14 protein-coding genes are annotated in these 15,226 nt (G+C 71.2%); 10 read left to right on the forward strand and 4 right to left on the reverse strand.

Annotated features, from left to right (window positions below):
• Nucleotides 1–402: 402 nt before the first annotated feature.
• Nucleotides 403–1,119: a recombinase family protein gene (locus AB0E05_RS35600; RefSeq protein ID WP_361971589.1), complete on the reverse strand. Its 717-nt coding sequence runs from the start codon at nucleotides 1,117–1,119 to the stop codon at nucleotides 403–405.
• Nucleotides 1,120–1,484: 365 nt separating this feature from the next.
• Here AB0E05_RS35600 and AB0E05_RS35605 point away from each other — a divergent pair, with 365 nt between their 5' ends.
• Both AB0E05_RS35605 and AB0E05_RS35610 read left to right on the forward strand, forming a co-directional pair.
• The gene (locus tag AB0E05_RS35605) at nucleotides 1,485–2,123 is read left to right on the forward strand and encodes a hypothetical protein (protein ID WP_361971591.1); all 639 of its coding nucleotides are present in this window, start codon (nucleotides 1,485–1,487) and stop codon (nucleotides 2,121–2,123) included.
• A 112-nt stretch (nucleotides 2,124–2,235) separates the two neighbouring features.
• Nucleotides 2,236–3,975, forward strand: coding sequence for a hypothetical protein (locus AB0E05_RS35610; RefSeq protein WP_361971593.1), 1,740 nt, complete (start codon nucleotides 2,236–2,238; stop codon nucleotides 3,973–3,975).
• Between the two features lie 115 nt (nucleotides 3,976–4,090).
• On the opposite strand, the gene AB0E05_RS35615 is transcribed toward AB0E05_RS35610, so the two are convergent.
• Nucleotides 4,091–4,564: a carboxymuconolactone decarboxylase family protein gene (locus AB0E05_RS35615; RefSeq protein ID WP_361971595.1), complete on the reverse strand. Its 474-nt coding sequence runs from the start codon at nucleotides 4,562–4,564 to the stop codon at nucleotides 4,091–4,093.
• Between the two features lie 425 nt (nucleotides 4,565–4,989).
• Here AB0E05_RS35615 and AB0E05_RS35620 point away from each other — a divergent pair, with 425 nt between their 5' ends.
• From AB0E05_RS35620 to AB0E05_RS35635, 4 genes are all read left to right on the forward strand, one after another.
• Nucleotides 4,990–5,979 (forward strand): ABC transporter substrate-binding protein, encoded by a 990-nt coding sequence (locus tag AB0E05_RS35620; RefSeq protein ID WP_361971597.1) that lies wholly within the window; start codon nucleotides 4,990–4,992, stop codon nucleotides 5,977–5,979.
• 88 nt (nucleotides 5,980–6,067) lie between these two features.
• Entirely contained in the window at nucleotides 6,068–7,030 is a 963-nt protein-coding gene (locus tag AB0E05_RS35625) for an iron chelate uptake ABC transporter family permease subunit (RefSeq protein ID WP_361971599.1), read from the forward strand.
• Nucleotides 7,023–8,066 carry an iron chelate uptake ABC transporter family permease subunit gene (locus AB0E05_RS35630; protein ID WP_361971601.1) on the forward strand — a complete coding sequence of 348 codons (1,044 nt, stop codon included), beginning with the start codon at nucleotides 7,023–7,025 and terminating at the stop codon, nucleotides 8,064–8,066. Before AB0E05_RS35625 ends, AB0E05_RS35630 begins: the two co-directional genes overlap by 8 nt.
• Complete coding sequence (locus AB0E05_RS35635; protein WP_361971603.1) at nucleotides 8,063–8,821, forward strand: ATP-binding cassette domain-containing protein; 759 nt, start codon at nucleotides 8,063–8,065, stop codon at nucleotides 8,819–8,821. The genes AB0E05_RS35630 and AB0E05_RS35635 overlap by 4 nt, the downstream gene beginning before the upstream one ends.
• A 38-nt stretch (nucleotides 8,822–8,859) precedes the next feature.
• Here AB0E05_RS35635 and AB0E05_RS35640 read toward each other — a convergent pair whose 3' ends face one another.
• Nucleotides 8,860–9,945 (reverse strand): hypothetical protein, encoded by a 1,086-nt coding sequence (locus AB0E05_RS35640; protein ID WP_361971605.1) that lies wholly within the window; start codon nucleotides 9,943–9,945, stop codon nucleotides 8,860–8,862.
• Between the two features lie 117 nt (nucleotides 9,946–10,062).
• A complete protein-coding gene (locus AB0E05_RS35645; protein WP_361971607.1) occupies nucleotides 10,063–10,881 on the reverse strand; it encodes a helix-turn-helix transcriptional regulator in 819 nt (272 codons plus the stop codon).
• A gap of 127 nt (nucleotides 10,882–11,008) precedes the next feature.
• Between AB0E05_RS35645 and AB0E05_RS35650 the strand changes: the two genes are divergently transcribed.
• The 4 genes from AB0E05_RS35650 to AB0E05_RS35665 all read left to right on the forward strand — a co-directional run bounded on the left by AB0E05_RS35650 (nucleotide 11,009) and on the right by AB0E05_RS35665 (nucleotide 15,197).
• Nucleotides 11,009–11,461 carry a hypothetical protein gene (locus AB0E05_RS35650; RefSeq protein WP_361971609.1) on the forward strand — a complete coding sequence of 151 codons (453 nt, stop codon included), beginning with the start codon at nucleotides 11,009–11,011 and terminating at the stop codon, nucleotides 11,459–11,461.
• Between the two features lie 382 nt (nucleotides 11,462–11,843).
• On the forward strand, nucleotides 11,844–13,115 hold the full coding sequence (locus AB0E05_RS35655) for a phosphatase PAP2 family protein (protein ID WP_361971649.1): 1,272 nt from the start codon (nucleotides 11,844–11,846) through the stop codon (nucleotides 13,113–13,115).
• Nucleotides 13,116–13,279: 164 nt separating this feature from the next.
• Nucleotides 13,280–14,125 carry a siderophore-interacting protein gene (locus tag AB0E05_RS35660; RefSeq protein ID WP_361971611.1) on the forward strand — a complete coding sequence of 282 codons (846 nt, stop codon included), beginning with the start codon at nucleotides 13,280–13,282 and terminating at the stop codon, nucleotides 14,123–14,125.
• 112 nt (nucleotides 14,126–14,237) lie between these two features.
• Nucleotides 14,238–15,197 (forward strand): iron-siderophore ABC transporter substrate-binding protein, encoded by a 960-nt coding sequence (locus tag AB0E05_RS35665; protein WP_361971614.1) that lies wholly within the window; start codon nucleotides 14,238–14,240, stop codon nucleotides 15,195–15,197.
• The last annotated feature ends 29 nt before the right edge of the window (nucleotides 15,198–15,226 follow it).

The raw sequence follows: 15,226 nt of genomic DNA on the forward strand, positions 1-15,226 counted from the left end.
GACAGCGTCAGCCCCACGTCGTCACCGGCTACTTCAAAGCCCCGCACGTCCGCTACATCCTCGACGAGTGAACCCAATGAGTTTCTGATCAATAGAGCCCTTCAGCGACCGCAGCACCGACATGGTAGGTACGGAGTTCGGCAGTCTGACGACCAGCCCCGTAGGAAGCCAGAGCGCCCCACCTGAGTCTCGCTAGCTGACTCGGTGGGGCACTTTCATTTGTGCGTCAGCCGGCAAGCGCGAGGGACATCAAGGCTCGTTCCCATGCGCCAGGAGCACCCACGGCGGGGGTCCGGTCGATCAGGTAGACCGCCCATCGCAGGGGGCCGGAGTACCGCTCGACGCAGAGCCCGTACCGGGCAGTGAGCCCGCTTCGACGCAGTACGGCCGCGAGCTGGTGCATCACGGCGTTGGCGGCGCCCTCGGTGGGACGCGCGACGACGAACCGACGCTGTCAGCCCGCCACACCGCCCCCAACGGTGTCCGGAGCCCTTCAGCGTTGAACTTGCGTGACAGTGCATGCGATGACACCCCCTCGGCTATCTCCGTGAAGACGCGAACGATCACCTCCCACGGGGTGACTTCCTTCTGCCCCTTTACCAGGCACATGTAGGGGGTTGTGTTGGGGCGCAGCTTCCGCGTGGTGGGGTCGACCACCAGGCCGAACGGGGCCCGACCGAGCCACTTGCCCTCGCGCCGCTGCGTCGCCTTGGTGCTCTTGACGTTGTAGCTCAGCCGCTGCGAGTACTCGCGTGCGTTCTCGGCGCGGTCGATGATCCAACGCCTGTCGCGTTCGTCCATCGAGTCCAAGCGCTCATAGTCGAAGATGACCCGCGCGCGCCCCAAGATCGGCACGACCGCTTCCGCACCCTTGCGCGAGAACCTGTCGAGCGCGAACACCCACAGACACGGCACCTCACCGGCCAGTACCGCAGCCATCGCCGCGTCGTACTTGGGGCGCCGGATGTCCGACCAAGCCGACAGGTTCTCGCGCCATACCTTCCGGACGCAGTACCCGTTCTCGTCGGCCCAGCGTCGGCCCCGGTCTTCTTGATCCCGGATGCTGAGTGCGCGCTCCCCCTCGCGCACCACCTTGGACTTTCGCAGCAGTAGGTCCACCTGAGGGCGACCGTGGCACGGGCACACACCAGCGCTTGTAGTTGTTTCCTCCATACTCTTTAGGGGGAGCGAAGGTTGCTTGCTGGCGCGCTCGGGAAGTACGGCGGTAGTCATCGATACCCCTGCTGACCTGCGGGTTCGGCCCGCGCCGGGCAGTTCCCAGGGTGTCGGAACTACCTGCGCGAACAGCCCACCACCGAGCCGCAGAGACCAACGCTCCCGCAAGGGAATCGCGGCTAGGTCCAGACCGCGCCGGGAAGCGCGCGGGGGTCTCCGGGGGTGGCCCGGCGAGGCGGTGGCGTACTCACCGTGGGATGAGTACCCGAGCCGAGGCGGGGCCCGGTGCCGGCTCGTACGCTCCGGGCATGTCCACACCGCCGTCACCCTTCCCGCCCGGCCCCGGCTGGCCGCCGCGGCCCGCTCGCCCGACCCGGCGCCGCCCGCTGCGGGTGGTCCTGTGGAGCGCGGGTGCCCTCGCCGTCGTGCTGGTGGCGGTCGGCTCCTTCCTCTGGCGGGGCACCGCGTACCCCGAGGTGTCGCCCGACGAGGTCGGCGCCCGGCTCCACGAACAGGCCGTGCTGGTCTACGGCGACATGGCGCTGTCGGGGACCGCGGTCGACCCGACCGCCCGGGCCGGCACGTGCGCGTACCGCGGGGTGCGCGGGCTCGTCCGCATCGAAGAGGACCAGCCCGGCGTGCACAGCTTCACCCTCTCCTGGCGGGCGTCGGACACGACCCGCGAGGACGCCGCCGCCGGCCAGCAGCGCGTGCGCCAGCGCATGGCGCAGGCGGGGTGGGAGCTCGTCAGCGACGGCGTCGCCTCGGAACTGAGCATCCGTTACCGGGCCCCGGAGACCGACGACACCCTCGACGTCACCTGGTACGAGCAGACCGGGATCCTCGCCGTCTCCGTCTTCTCCCCGTGCGGCCGGGTGCCCGCGGGCTTCGACGCCCAGCGCTGGACCGAGCGGGCGTGGGACGGGGGCATCCGGGGCGGGAGGTGACCGACGCCGTCGTACGACGTCACGGCAGGGGGTTCCCGTCCGGGCGTCCCCTTGCGTATCGTCCCTGGCCGGCGCGTCAGGTCGCGGACCGCGCGCCGTGAGGACCGGCGCCGTGACGGGGGATCAGATGGTGGACGCGCAGGCACGGCAGTGGGAGCGCCCGGCGTGGGGGCGGGAGCCCGCCGCGGCGGCCCTGTTGGCATGGCTGGCCGACCCGGCGGCGCCCCGGTTGTGCCTGGTCACGGGCAGTGCGGGCAGCGGCAAGTCGGGGCTGCTGGCCTGGCTCGCGGGCCACGGCATGCGCCCCGGCACCCCGGCGGCGCGGCGGGTGCACGCGACGGTGCCGCTGCGGGGCACGGGGGTGCGCGGCGCGGTGTGGGAGGTGGCGGCGCAGTTGGGGCTGGTCGCCCGCGCCCCCGCCGAACTGGTGGCCGCGCTCGCCGCGGACGAGCGCCCCGCGGTGCTGGTCCTCGCGGACCTGGACGGAGCGGCCACCCCGCGGGAACTGGTCGACCTCATCGAGGCGCTGCTGCCCCTGACGCACGTACGGCTGCTCGTCGAGACCACCGCGGCCAGCCCCGCCCACGCCCGCCTCGCCGCGCACCCGTCGGCCGTGATGGACCTCGACGACGCCCGCTGGACGGACCCCGTACGGCACGAGGAGTGGCGGGCCGCCGCCGCACCGGCCCCGGCGCCGGAGGCGCGCCCCGCCGAGGTGGTGGACCTGGCCGAGCCCGCGCGGGTCGTCGCCGCCGATCCGCTGGCCGTCACCACCGCGTACGAGACCACCGAAGAGGACCACGGCGGGCTGCGCCGCGCGTGGTTGCGCGCTGGGCAGTCGCTGTCCACCGAGGACGACCCGGCGGTACGGGCCCTGGTGCTGCGCGCCGCCCTCGGCGACGGCGCCGACCCGCGGCTCGCGGGAGAGTTGGCGGCGCTGGCGGACGGCGCGCCGTGGCGGCTGGTGTGGAGCCGGGTGCGCGATGACCTCCTGCCGCCGTGGCCCGGCCCCGTCGTCGCCCTGGCCGCGGGGTACGACGCCCTGGACGGCCGGCTCCTGGCGGTGGACCCGCTCGGCGCCCTGCGCTCCCTGCGGGCGGCCGACGCCACGGCGCTCGGGCGGTTGCCGCGGACGGTGCCGCAGGCCGTCGCGGTGGCCGCGTTGGGCGACGGCACGGTCCTCACCCTGGACCGGCACGGCGACCTGGCGCTCCACGGCGACCTCGCGGTGCCGAAGGCGACCGGTCTTGCCGCGCTCGTCGACGACGGCTCCGCGGTGCTCGCCGAGCGGATCCGTACGGTCGGGCGCGCGCTCGCCCGCCACGGGGTGCGGACCTCGGCCGCGGTGACCGGGCTGCTGGTGGCGGGCGACGACGCCGGCGTCGTCCACGCGTACGGCCTGCCGCCGGGGGCCGGCGCGGACGCCGACGCATGCACTGCAGTGCTGCACGACGGGCCGGTGACCGCGGTCGCCGTGGCGGAGTTGGGCGGCGCGGACGCCGACCGGGCGCCGGTGCACCTGCTGTACAGCGGTGGCGCGGACGGGCGGGTACGGGCCTGGGGTCCGGCGACCGATCCGATGCCCGCCCCGGTGGCCGAGCGGGCGGGCGTCCCCGTCGTCGCCCTGGCCGCCGCCCGCACCGGGCAGGGGCCCTGGCCCGCGCTGGCCGTGGCCTGGGCGGACGGCCTGGTCGAAGTCCACCCCCCGTACGAAGAGGAGGGCGGCGGGCGCGCCTTCTTCCGCCCGGGCCCGCCCGTGCGCGCCCTCGCGCTCACCCCGCGCGGGCTGCTGGTCGTCGGCACGGACGAGATGACGGTGTGTCTGGAGCCGGCCGTACGAGGCGAGGGATGAACGCGGTCGGCGGCCGGCACGGGCGAGCCCCGGGGTCCGCAGCGGTCCCCGGGGCGGGAGCGCGAGCGCCGCTGCCGTACCTCGACGGCACCGGCGGGTCACTCCGGGCGCGGGGTCACCCGAACTGGCCGACCACGTAGCTGCCCGCGGGCTGCTGGACGATCACGTTCATCCGGTTGTACGCGTTGATGAGCGCGATGAGGGCGATCAGCGCGGCGAGTTGCTCCTCGTCGAAGTGCTTGGCGGCCCGCGCCCACACCTCGTCGCTGACGCCACCCGCGGCGTCGGCGATGCGGGTGCCCTCCTCCGTCAGCTCCAGCGCGGCGCGCTCGGCGTCGGTGAACACCGTCGCCTCCCGCCAGGTCGCGATCAGGTTGAGGCGCGTCGCCGTCTCGCCCGCGTGCGTGGCCTCCTTGGTGTGCATGTCGGTGCAGAAGCCGCAGCCGTTGATCTGGCTGGCGCGGATCTTCACCAGCTCCTGGGTGGCGACGGGCACGCCCGAGGCCGCGACGGCCTTCCCGGCGGCGTTGACGTGCTTGAAGACCGCGGCGATGGTCGGGTTCTTGAAGAGGTTGAGACGGGCGTCCATGGCGTGCTCCTGGGTCGTGGTCGATGCCTGCACCCCTATGACCCGACCGCCGCTCACGATGTGACATCCGCTCTTGTGACCTGCGTCTCAGGCGGTCGACGGCGAGGTGTCACGCGGCGGCGGCGTCGGCGATGCGGCGCGCCCCTCGGGTGATCTCGCGGCGGGCCGGCTTCGGTCGACCCGTGACTGTGGATCCGTTCGCCGAGGTCACGGCGGTGGTGCGGATCGTCGGGGTGAGCATTGATGTCCCAAATACTTAGGTTAGGCTAAGCGAAGTCTTGAGCGCTGGGTCGTCGCGTCGCATGCCGTGCCGTGCCCTGCTGCTGTCGTGCCCTGTCGTGTCGTGCTGCCGTCGTGCCGCGCTGCGCGACGTCGGCTGCCCGTCGGTCCCCATCAGACCTCGTTAGTGCAAGGAGCTCCCCGCCGTGCGTTCCGCCCGCCTTCGCAAGTCCATCGTCCTGACCTCCGCGGTCCTGTGCACGGGTCTGGTGCTGAGCGCCTGTGGTGAGTCCGACGCGTCGTCGGACTCGGGCAAGAGCCAGGGCAACGTGAAGATCACGACCGCCAAGGGCGAGGTCGAGGTCCCGCTGAAGCCCGCGAAGGTCGTCGCCCTCGACAACACCTCGTTCGCCACGCTCAAGGCGCTCGGCGTCAAGCCGGTCTCGGTGCCCAAGCAGCTTCTGCCGAAGGAGGGCTACGACGACTGGAGAAACGATTCTTCGATCCAGGACGCCGGCATCCACCACGAGCCGAAGTTCGAGGCCATCAACGCCAGCGAGCCGGACCTGATCATCGGCGGCTACCGCTTCAGCGAGCACCACGACAAGCTCTCCAAGATCGCCAAGACGATCGACATCGCCCCGTCCGACGAGGCCAAGGGCGGATACGTCAACTCCCTGAAGGGGCAGACCGAGACCCTCGGCAAGATCTTCGGCAAGGAGAAGGAGGCCAAGGAGATCGTCGCCGCCCTGGACAAGGCGCAGCAGTCGGCCACCGGCGCCACCAAGGGCGAGAAGGTCTTCCTCGGCGTCGCCAGCGCCGGCAAGGTGGACAACGGCGCCAGCCGGATCGGCCGCCTCACCCAGCCGCTGAACCTGAAGAACGTGCTCAGCGCCGAGGGCGAGAAGAGCACCTCCGTGCACGACAACTCCGGGCTGGCCCCCGAGACCATCGCGAAGCTCAACCCCGACTGGGTGATCCTGCTCGACCGCGACGCCGCCGTGGGCGCCAAGGAGGGCACCACGGCCGTGCCCGCGAAGAAGGTCGTGGACAGCATGGAGGCGTGGGAGAAGACCACCTTCCGCACCAAGGACCAGGTCATCTACCTGGACAACGACTTCTACCTGACCGAGGGCATCCAGGCGTACACCGACGCCTTCACCCAGGTGGCGACCGCCTTCGGCAAGGCCGGCTGACCCCTTCCCGTCGGTGCGGCAGCGACCCCGACCACCTCGCCGTGGTCGGGGCCGCCGCCGCGTCACCACCCACCCGTCCGGAAGCCCGATGCGCCGTCTTCCCCTGCTGCTGGCCACCGTCGGTGTGCTGGCCCTGGTCACTGCCTCGCTGTTCGTGGGCAGTTACGACATCGATCTGCGCGCGCTGTTCACCGACCCCGACGCGCGGAACATGTTCCTCATCTCCCGGGTGCCGCGAACGCTCGCCCTGGTCCTCGCCGCCGCCGCGATGGCGGTCTCCGGCGTGATCATGCAGATGCTCGTCCAGAACCGCTTCGTCGAGCCGACCACCACCGGCACCAGCGAGTGGGCGGCCCTGGGCGTCCTGCTGCTCACCCTGCTCGCCCCGACCGCGTCGCCCCTGGTCAAGATGGGCGCCGCCAGCGCCTTCGCCTTCGTCGGAGCACTGGTCTTCCTGGTCGTGCTCAGCCGGATCGCGCTCAAGTCGCAGGTCATCGTGCCGATCGTGGGCATCATGCTGGGCGCCCTGATCAGCTCGCTGACGCTGTACATCGCCTCCTCCAACCAGCTGCTCCAGACGCTCGCCACCTGGCGTTCGGGCGGCTTCAGCTCGATCGTCCGCGGAAACTACGAGCCGCTGTGGGTGGTGGGCGCCGTCGTCGTCGGGCTCTACCTGGCCGCCGACCGCTTCACCATCGCCGGGCTCGGCCGGGACACGGCCACCAGCCTGGGGCTGCCGTACCGCAGCATCATGTTCATCGGGCTCACCATGGTCGCCCTGGCGACCGGCGTGACCACGGTCGTCGTGGGGTTCATCCCCTTCCTCGGGCTGATCGTCCCCAACCTCGTCTCGATGGCCCGCGGCGACGACATCCGCCGCAACCTGCCCTGGGTGGTGCTCAGCAGCGTGGCGCTGTTGATCACCTGCGACCTCGTGGGACGGCTCGTCGTCGCTCCGTTGGAGATCCCGGCGACGGTGGTGCTCGGTGCCGTCGGAGCGGTCGTGTTCGTCGTGATGATCTTGCGTCAGCGGGAGAAGGTCCATGTCTGAGACTCCACTGCCCGCGACCTCGGCGGGCACTCCCGCCGACGACCGGAGCGACCGCGGCGACCGCAGGGGCGCGCGTCCCCGCACGGGCCTGCCCGTGCCCGCACGGTTCGCCGTGGTGGCGGTGCTCACCGCCACCGCCGTGGTCTGCTACCTCTTCCTCTTCATCCAGGGCTCCTTCGACTTCGCCTTCGAGCGGCGGCTGACCGTCGTCGGGACGATGGCGGTCGTCGCCTTCGCCCACGCCGTGGGCACGGTGGTCTTCCAGACCATCACCCACAACCGGATCCTCACCCCGTCGATCATGGGCTTCGACGCGGTCTACATCCTGATGCAGACCCTCCTGGTCTCCGTCTTCGGCGGCAGCGTGCTCGCCGCCACCGACGGCATGCCGAAGCTGATCACCCAGACCCTGCTGATGGTCTGCTTCACCATGCTGCTGTTCCGCTGGCTCTTCTCCGGGCGCGGCGGCAGCCTCCACGTCATGCTGCTGGTCGGCGTGGTGCTCGGGCTGGCCTTCCGCAGCGTGTCGGACTTCCTCCAACGGCTGCTCTCGCCCTCCGAGTACGACGTGCTGGCGACCCGTCTCTTCGGCCGGCTCACCAGCGCGGAGGTGGCGTACCTCCCGGTCGCGGCCCTCGTCTGCGTGGTCGCCGGCGTCGTCGTGTGGCACCGCGCCCACCGCCTGGACGCCCTGCTGCTGGGGCGCGACGCCGCCACCAACCTCGGCATCGCGCACAAGCGCGAGCTGACCGTGATGCTGCTGCTGGTCTCCCTGCTGATCGCGATGTCCACCGCGCTCGCGGGCCCCATGACGTTCTTCGGCTTCGTCACCGCGATGCTCGCGTACCAGATGACCGGCACCCATCGGCACGCCGCCGTCCTGCCGATGGCCTTCCTCATCGGTCTGCTCACCCTGGTCGGCGGCCAGTTCATCCTGGAACACGTCTTCTACGCCTCCGGCATGCTCACCGTCGTCATCGAGTTCCTCGGCGGAGCGGTCTTCCTCGCGCACCTCCTCAGGAAGGGCACCCTGTGATCGAGTTCACCGACATCCGCAAGGCGTACGGGGAGCACGTGGTGCTCGGCCCGGTGTCCGGCCGGATCCCGGCGGGCGGGGTGACCTCGCTCGTCGGCCCCAACGGCGCCGGGAAGTCCACCCTGCTGACGATCGTGGGCCGGCTCGCCGAGCCGACGTCGGGCACGGTCACCGTCGACGGCCTCGACGTGCACCGGGCCAAGTCCCGCGACGTGGCCCGGGTGCTGTCCATCCTCCGCCAGGAGAACCACTTCACCGCCCGCGTCACGGTGCGGGAGCTGGTCTCCTTCGGCCGTTTCCCGCACTGCCGCGGACGGCTCACCAAGCAGGACGTCGCCCACGTCGACGAGGCCCTGGACTTCCTCCACCTCGGCGACCTCCAGCACCGCTACCTCGACCAGCTCTCCGGCGGCCAGCGCCAGCGGGCCTACGTGGCGATGGTGCTGGCGCAGGACACCCAGTACGTGCTCCTGGACGAGCCCCTCAACAACCTCGACATGAAGCACTCGGTCCGGATGATGGGCCAACTGCGCCGGGCCGCGGACGAACTCGGCAAGACGGTCGTCCTCATCGTCCACGACATCAACTTCGCCGCGACCTACTCCGACCGCGTCATCGCCCTGCGCGACGGCCGCATCGCGGCCTCCGGCACCGTGGACGAGATGATGCGCGCCGAGGTGCTGACCGAGGTGTTCGACACCCCGGTGCAGATCCACGAGGTGGACGGACAGCGGACGGCCATCTACTACCGCTGATCCGGTCCGGCCCGGTGGGCCCGGTCTGTCCGGGCCGGTCAGAAGAAGCGGCGGACGAAGACGTCGGACGTGCCGTTGGTGTCGCCGGGGACGACGGAGTCGGCCGCGGACTGGAAGACGACCTCGCGCCCGCCGGCACTGACCGAGTCGACCTCGGCCGTGGCGGGCTGGTCGGAGACGGTCCGGTCGGTGCCCGTCTGGAGGTCGCGCAGGACGAGCGACGGCCCGCTCGTGCCGTTCGGGGCGTACAGCAGGTGGCGGCCGGTGGGGTCGATGGCCACCCCCTTCACGTCCGGCACCAGTTGGGCGGTGCCCGAGCTGATGTCGTGGACGTAGGTGTCGGAGCCCGAGAGATAGACGACCTTGCTGCCGTCGTCGCTGAGCTGGACGAGCGAGGCGCTCCTGGCCGGACCCTCCAGCGGGCCCGACGTGGTGCCGGCGGTCCGGTCCCGCAGATAGACGCCCTCGGTCTGGTACGCCAGGTCCTGGTAGGCGACGTGGCGGCCGTCGCCGCTGATGGACGGCCGGGCCGGGGCCGAGATGTTGAGCGCGGCGATGGTTTCGACGCCGCCGTTGCGGTCCGCGACGACGACGCTTCGGAGCAGTCCCGGGTAGCGCAGGACGCCGTAGGCGAGGTAGCGGCCGTCCCCACTCAGCGACGGTTGGTTGCAGCGGTAGCAGGCGACGGGAAGGACACCCAGGTCCAAAGAACGCTGTTGGATCCGCTCGGGGGTCCTCCCCTGGAACGGAGCGTTGGCGGCGACCTGTTTCCCGTCGCCGCTGATCGCCGGGGTCCAGCCCTCGACCATCGGCTCCGTCCTGGTCTGCCCCGCCGCTGAGTCGCGGACGTACACCTCGTTGCCGCCCTGTGACGGGCCGTTCTTCAGCGACGTGAAGACGATGCTGCGGCCGTCGGGCGTGATCGAGGCGGCGCCGTAGCCTTCGTCGGTCGCGACGCTGATCCGCTCGACGCCGACGCTGAGACCGCCCGCCGCGCCCGTCGGCCCCGGCGCGGCGGCTGTGGCGGTCGAGGGCGCCACAGCCGCGACCGTGCCGATCACGACCGCCGCGGTCAAGGCGGCCCGCACCCGTCTGGTGATGCTCCGGTTGGCGATTCCTCTCATCTTCCCCCCAGATGTGTCACGGGACCTCCTCCAGATCTCCACTGGAGGACCGTCAGGCATGCAACCGCCGGTGGGCTGAGGAGTCAATGCACCCCTTGACGCATGCGCGACTTCCCGTCACTTCCCCTGAGCCCCGATGGCGGCGCTGAGGTCCCGCAGCACCCGGGCCGTCGCTTCGTCCGCGGGGAAGAAGGTCTCCACCGCCAGCTCCGACAGGGTCACGTCCGCCGGTGCCCCGAACGTGGCGATCATGCTGAACAGCGACAGGTCCCCGAGCGGCGTCCGCACCCGCAGCGGGGCCGTGAACCCGCCCGGGTCGCTCGGCGCGGGCACGTCGTCCGCGTCCGGCGGTACGGGGTACGCGGCGACCTCCTCGTACAGCTCCCGTAGCTCGCGGTGCCCCGTCGAGGCGGCCTGGTGGGCGAGGCGCGCGAGGGCGTGCCCGCGGACCTCGGCGAAGTTCAGGCACTGCCCGGCGAGGCCGTCCGGATGCAGGATCAGCCGCATGACGTTCGCGTCCGGACCGGTCAACCAGGCCGGAACGGGGTCCAGCAGCACCGACATGGCCGCGTTGCAGTCGACGATGTTCCACACGCGGTCGATCACGACCGACGGGTTCGGCTCGTGGTTGGCCAGCATCGCCCGCAGCGCCGCGTGCGCCATGGCCATCCGCCCGCTGTCGAGCGGGCTCTCGCGGTACGCGGGCGCGTAACCGGCCGCGAGCAGCAGCCCGTTGCGGTCCCGCAGCGGTACGTCCAGGTGCTCGGCCAGCCGCAGCACCATGCTCCGGCTCGGGCGCGCCCGGCCCGTCTCGATGCAGGACAGGTGCCGGGTCGAGGTGTCCGCCCGCAGGGCCAGGTCGAGTTGGCTGAGCTTCCTGCGCCGCCGCCAGTCCCGGAGCAGCCCTCCGACGCGGCGCGGATCGTCGTCGTCCATGCCCTCACCGTAGTCATGCCCGCCGGTCAGGCCATGACCTGGGAGGTCATGGAGTCCATGACGTCGCACGTGTCACGGTGGGCGCCCCTCCCCGTGAGGCCACGTCCCCGATGTGAAGGAGTCCGCGATGACGCACGCCCGGCCCGCGCCCGCCACCCCCGTGGTGAACCCGGCACCGGCTGCCCGCCCCGACGACCCGGCGCGGCTGCTGCGCCTGGTGGTGCGCGTCGACGGGGTGAGCACCGCCGTGATGGCCGCCGTCCTGATCGTCGCCGCCGTCCCGCTGGGGGAGCTGACGGGCATGCCCACCGGATTCACCCTCGGGTTCGGCGGCTATCAAATGGCCGGGGCCGTCGCCCTGCTCCTGATCGCCCGTCTTCCGGTGATCCGCCCCGTGATCGCCCGGGTGGTGATCGCCGTGAATCTGCTCTCGGGCGTCGGCTGCGTCGTGATGGCGTTCGTCGACCCGATCTCCCTCACCGGCTTCGGAGTCGTCTTCCTGCTGGTCGGAGCGCTCGTCGTCACGGTGTACGCGGCCCTTGAGTACGCGGGTCTGCGCCGGCTGACGGCAGCGGTCTGACCGCATGCGCCGGCCCGCCCCGCACCGGGACTCCGCGGCCCGCGCGTAAGGTGCGCCACATCCGTCCGACGGCGCCGACGGCGCGGGTTACGGTGGAGCGCTTCGCGCGGAGCGCGGGTTGGGTTTCTTCTCCTGTGCGGTGCGGGCGCGGGGGACCGCAGCGACCGGCGGAACTCACCCGCACCACTTCGCTAACATGATCGAATTCGCGACGATCGCCCTGATCACCCTCCCTTCACTGGAAACAGTGGCATTCGGCGCGAAAGCTGTCTTTAACCAAAAATCAAGCAAATCGGCCAAATCATTGATACGTGTAACATCGCGGGATGCTTCGCGAATAAGTAGCAGAAAGCCGCCCACCGGGTGGCGTCGGCCACGGGTGTTGCTGTGGGGCGCAGCGGGCGCGGTGACCCTCGGCTTCCTCGTCGCACTGGAGATCGCCGCGCGCCACTACGGTCTGCCCGGGCCGATGACCACCCAGGCGCGCGAGTTGATCGTCAAGCCCGCGTCGGGGCCGCTGCTGTACGCCAGCTTGGCGCTGATGATGGTGGTGCTCACCTGGCGGCAGCGGTTCATCGCCCTCGGCGCCGCGATAGGCATCGACCTCGTCCTCACGCTGGTGCGCTGGCTGCTCGACGCCCGAATAGGCTCCGGCAGCGGGGCGCTGTGGGTGATCGTCGCCTGCGCGGTCATCGCCGTCACGCGCCGCACCGGCGCGGAGCGCACCCTGCTGCTGAAGGGCGTCGGACTGGGTCTGATCCTGGTGACGGGCCGCAAGACCGGCGACGCCTGGCTGCTGATCACCTCCAAGACCAAGCCGGAAGTGCTCGACCCCTACCTGGTCACCGCCGACCAGGCGCTGGGCAACCCGTCCTGGCTGGTGGGCCGGGTCGTCGAAGCCACCGGCACGGTCGGTGAGAACGTCCTCGACTGGGTCTACGTCCAACTCGCCGTCGCCGCGGTCGTGGCGGCGCTGTACCAACTGCGCAACGTGGCCAGGGACCGCGCCTTCCCCAGCCACCACCTGGTCCGGACGTTCCTCGTGATCGGACTGCTCGGACCGGGCATCTACATGATCTTCCCGGTGGTCGGACCCATCTACGCCTACGGCGCGGAAGGCGGTTCCTGGGCGGCGGCCGACGTCTGGCCGAACGCACTGCCGTCCATCGGCACCCCGGAGGCGTTCACCTTCGACGAGTTCACCCCGCGCAACTGCATGCCCAGCCTCCACACGGCATGGTCCGTCGCGATCTTCGTCCACACCCGCAGGAGCCCCCGCCTGCTGAAGTACGCCGGCACGTTCTGGCTGATCGCCACGCTCGCCGCGACGCTGGGCTTCGGCTACCACTACGGCGTGGACCTCATCGCCGGCGTGGTCTTCGTCCTCACCATCGAGGCGGCCCTGCGCGGCCTGGACCGCGGCTGGGACCGCTCGGCCACCCAGATCGTCGCCTTCGGCGCCGGGGTCTTCGCCGCGCTCCTGGTGTCGTACCGCTTCCTGGCGACGGAGATGGCCGACTACCCGTGGGTGTTCGGTCCCCTCCTGCTGCTGTCGATGGCCTCGGTCATCTACGGCTACGTCCGCACCACACGTCAGTGGGACGCGAAGCCGGCCCCGGCCCGGGAGCCGAAGCCGGAGCCCGAGTTGGTGTGACCCCGCTCGGCGTCGGGCGGCCCGGTCCACGCGACCGGCTCCGCCCGACGCCGGCGGTGGATCCGGCCCATGTGGTGGGTGTGGAGGTCGGTGGCGACCTCCACACGCCCACCGCCGCTGAAGCTGCTTTTGAACCGCCGTACGAGGCTGGAGTGCGTTCCTCGATGTCGCTGTCGCCGTTCCACGGTTCCCCCAACGTCCTGTTCGAGACGCGCGTGCGCGCCGTGCGGCGGTTGTCGCCCGGGTTCGTACGGCTCACCCTGTGCGGCCCGAGTCTCGACGTGTTCGCCCCGTACGGCCTGGACCAGCGGGTGAAGCTCCTCGTTCCCGAGGACGGATACGCGGCGGCCTTCGACTTCGACGGCGACGTCCTCCCCGAGTCGCAGTGGCGGGCGAGGTGGCGGGCGTTGCCCGAGGCGGAGCGGCCCGCGATGCGCAGTTACACCACGAGCGGGATACGGCCTGCTGCGCGCGAGGTCGACGTGGACTTCTACGTGCACGCCCGTCCGGGGCCCGCGAGCGGCTGGGCGGCTCGTGCGCGCGAGGGGGAGCGCGTCCTGCTGTCCGGCCCCGACGTCCGTCGCAGTGATCCCTCGTACGGAATCCAGTGGAGTCCCGGGCGGGCGGACCGGTTCCTGCTGGTGGGGGACGAGACGGCGTTTCCCGCGATCCGCAACATCATGTCCTCGCTGGGGCCCTCGGCTCGCGTCCGGGCCGTCCTCGAAGTGGGGGACGCCGCCGACGTGGCGGTGATGGGGGAACCCCGCGCGGGCCATGAAGTGACGGCCCACCGGCGCCGCGACGGCTCGACGGGAGCCCTGACGGCGGCGGTGGACGCCTGGATCGCGGAGCGAGGGGCCGAAGCAGCGGCGCTGGGCGAGGGGTTCTACGCCTGGCTGGCGACGGAGAGCACCCGGGTGGCCGGGCTGCGGGACCGGTTGCGTGCCGCAGGCGTCCCTCCCCACCGCATCCACGCCCAGGGGTACTGGCACGACCGAGTGAGGTCGTGAAGGTCCGGAGTCAGGGCAGGTCGCGGGGGTGCGGGCCGGATCTTGCCGATTTAGGTAAACCTAAGCTAACTTCCGTGGGGTCGTCGCCTTTTCTCGTGAACGGAACCATCCCATGAGTCCGCTAAGAACCCTCGGCTCTCCTCGGCGTCTCCTGACGGCGATCACCCTCCCCGTCGTCGCGGCGCTGGTCCTCACCGGGTGTTCCGGGGACGAGGGGACGTCGGGGAAGGGCGCGGGTTCCGACAAGGCCGCCTCCGGCACGCACGACGTCCAGCACGCCCGGGGCACGGCGAAGGTTCCCCACAAGCCCCAGCGCGTCGTGGTCCTGGAACCCGTGCAGCTGGACACCGCGATCGCCCTCGACGTGGTTCCGGTCGGTGCGGCGCTCTTCAACGAGAAGGCCGGAGTCCCCGCGTACCTGGGGGAGAAGGCTTCGGGGATCGCGTCGGTGGGAACGGTCCCCGAGCCGAACATCGAGAAGATCGCCGCGCTCGACCCGGACCTCATCCTCGGCACCGAGTCCCGGCACTCCGCCCTCTACCAGCGGCTCTCGTCGATCGCGCCCACCGTCTTCATGGCCACGCAGACCGACCCGTGGACCGAGAACGTGCAGTTGGTCGCCCGCGCCCTGGGGAACGAGAAGGGGGCCACCGCACTGCTCGGGACGTACGAGAAGCGGTGCGCCGAGGTCGCCGGTACTCATCAGACCAAGGGCAAGACCGCTCAGCTCATCCGCCCCCGTGACGGAGTCCTGAGCCTGTACGGTCCGACGTCCTTCGCCGGCAGCACCCTCGAATGCGCCGGGTTCACCATCCCCAAGCAGGACTGGGCCAAGGACATCTCGGTGGACATCTCCCCCGAGCGGGTCGCCCAGGCGCGGGCCGACCTGGTGCTGGTGACGGCCGCTGACGTGAAGGCCGGCGACGCCGTTCCCGAGTCGATCCGCAAGAACGCGAAGGTGTTCCCGAAGCCGCACGCGGTGGACCAGTCGTTCTGGATCGCCGGTGTCGGACCGCGCGGCGGGATGGCGGTCCTCGACGACCTCGACCGCATCCTGGCGGCTTCGAAGTAGTCGGCGTACGGACGCGACTGGAGCGAACG

Origin of the sequence: Streptomyces sp. NPDC048057 (assembly GCF_040653095.1) — a bacterium.
Classification (GTDB): Bacteria; Actinomycetota; Actinomycetes; order Streptomycetales; family Streptomycetaceae; genus Streptomyces.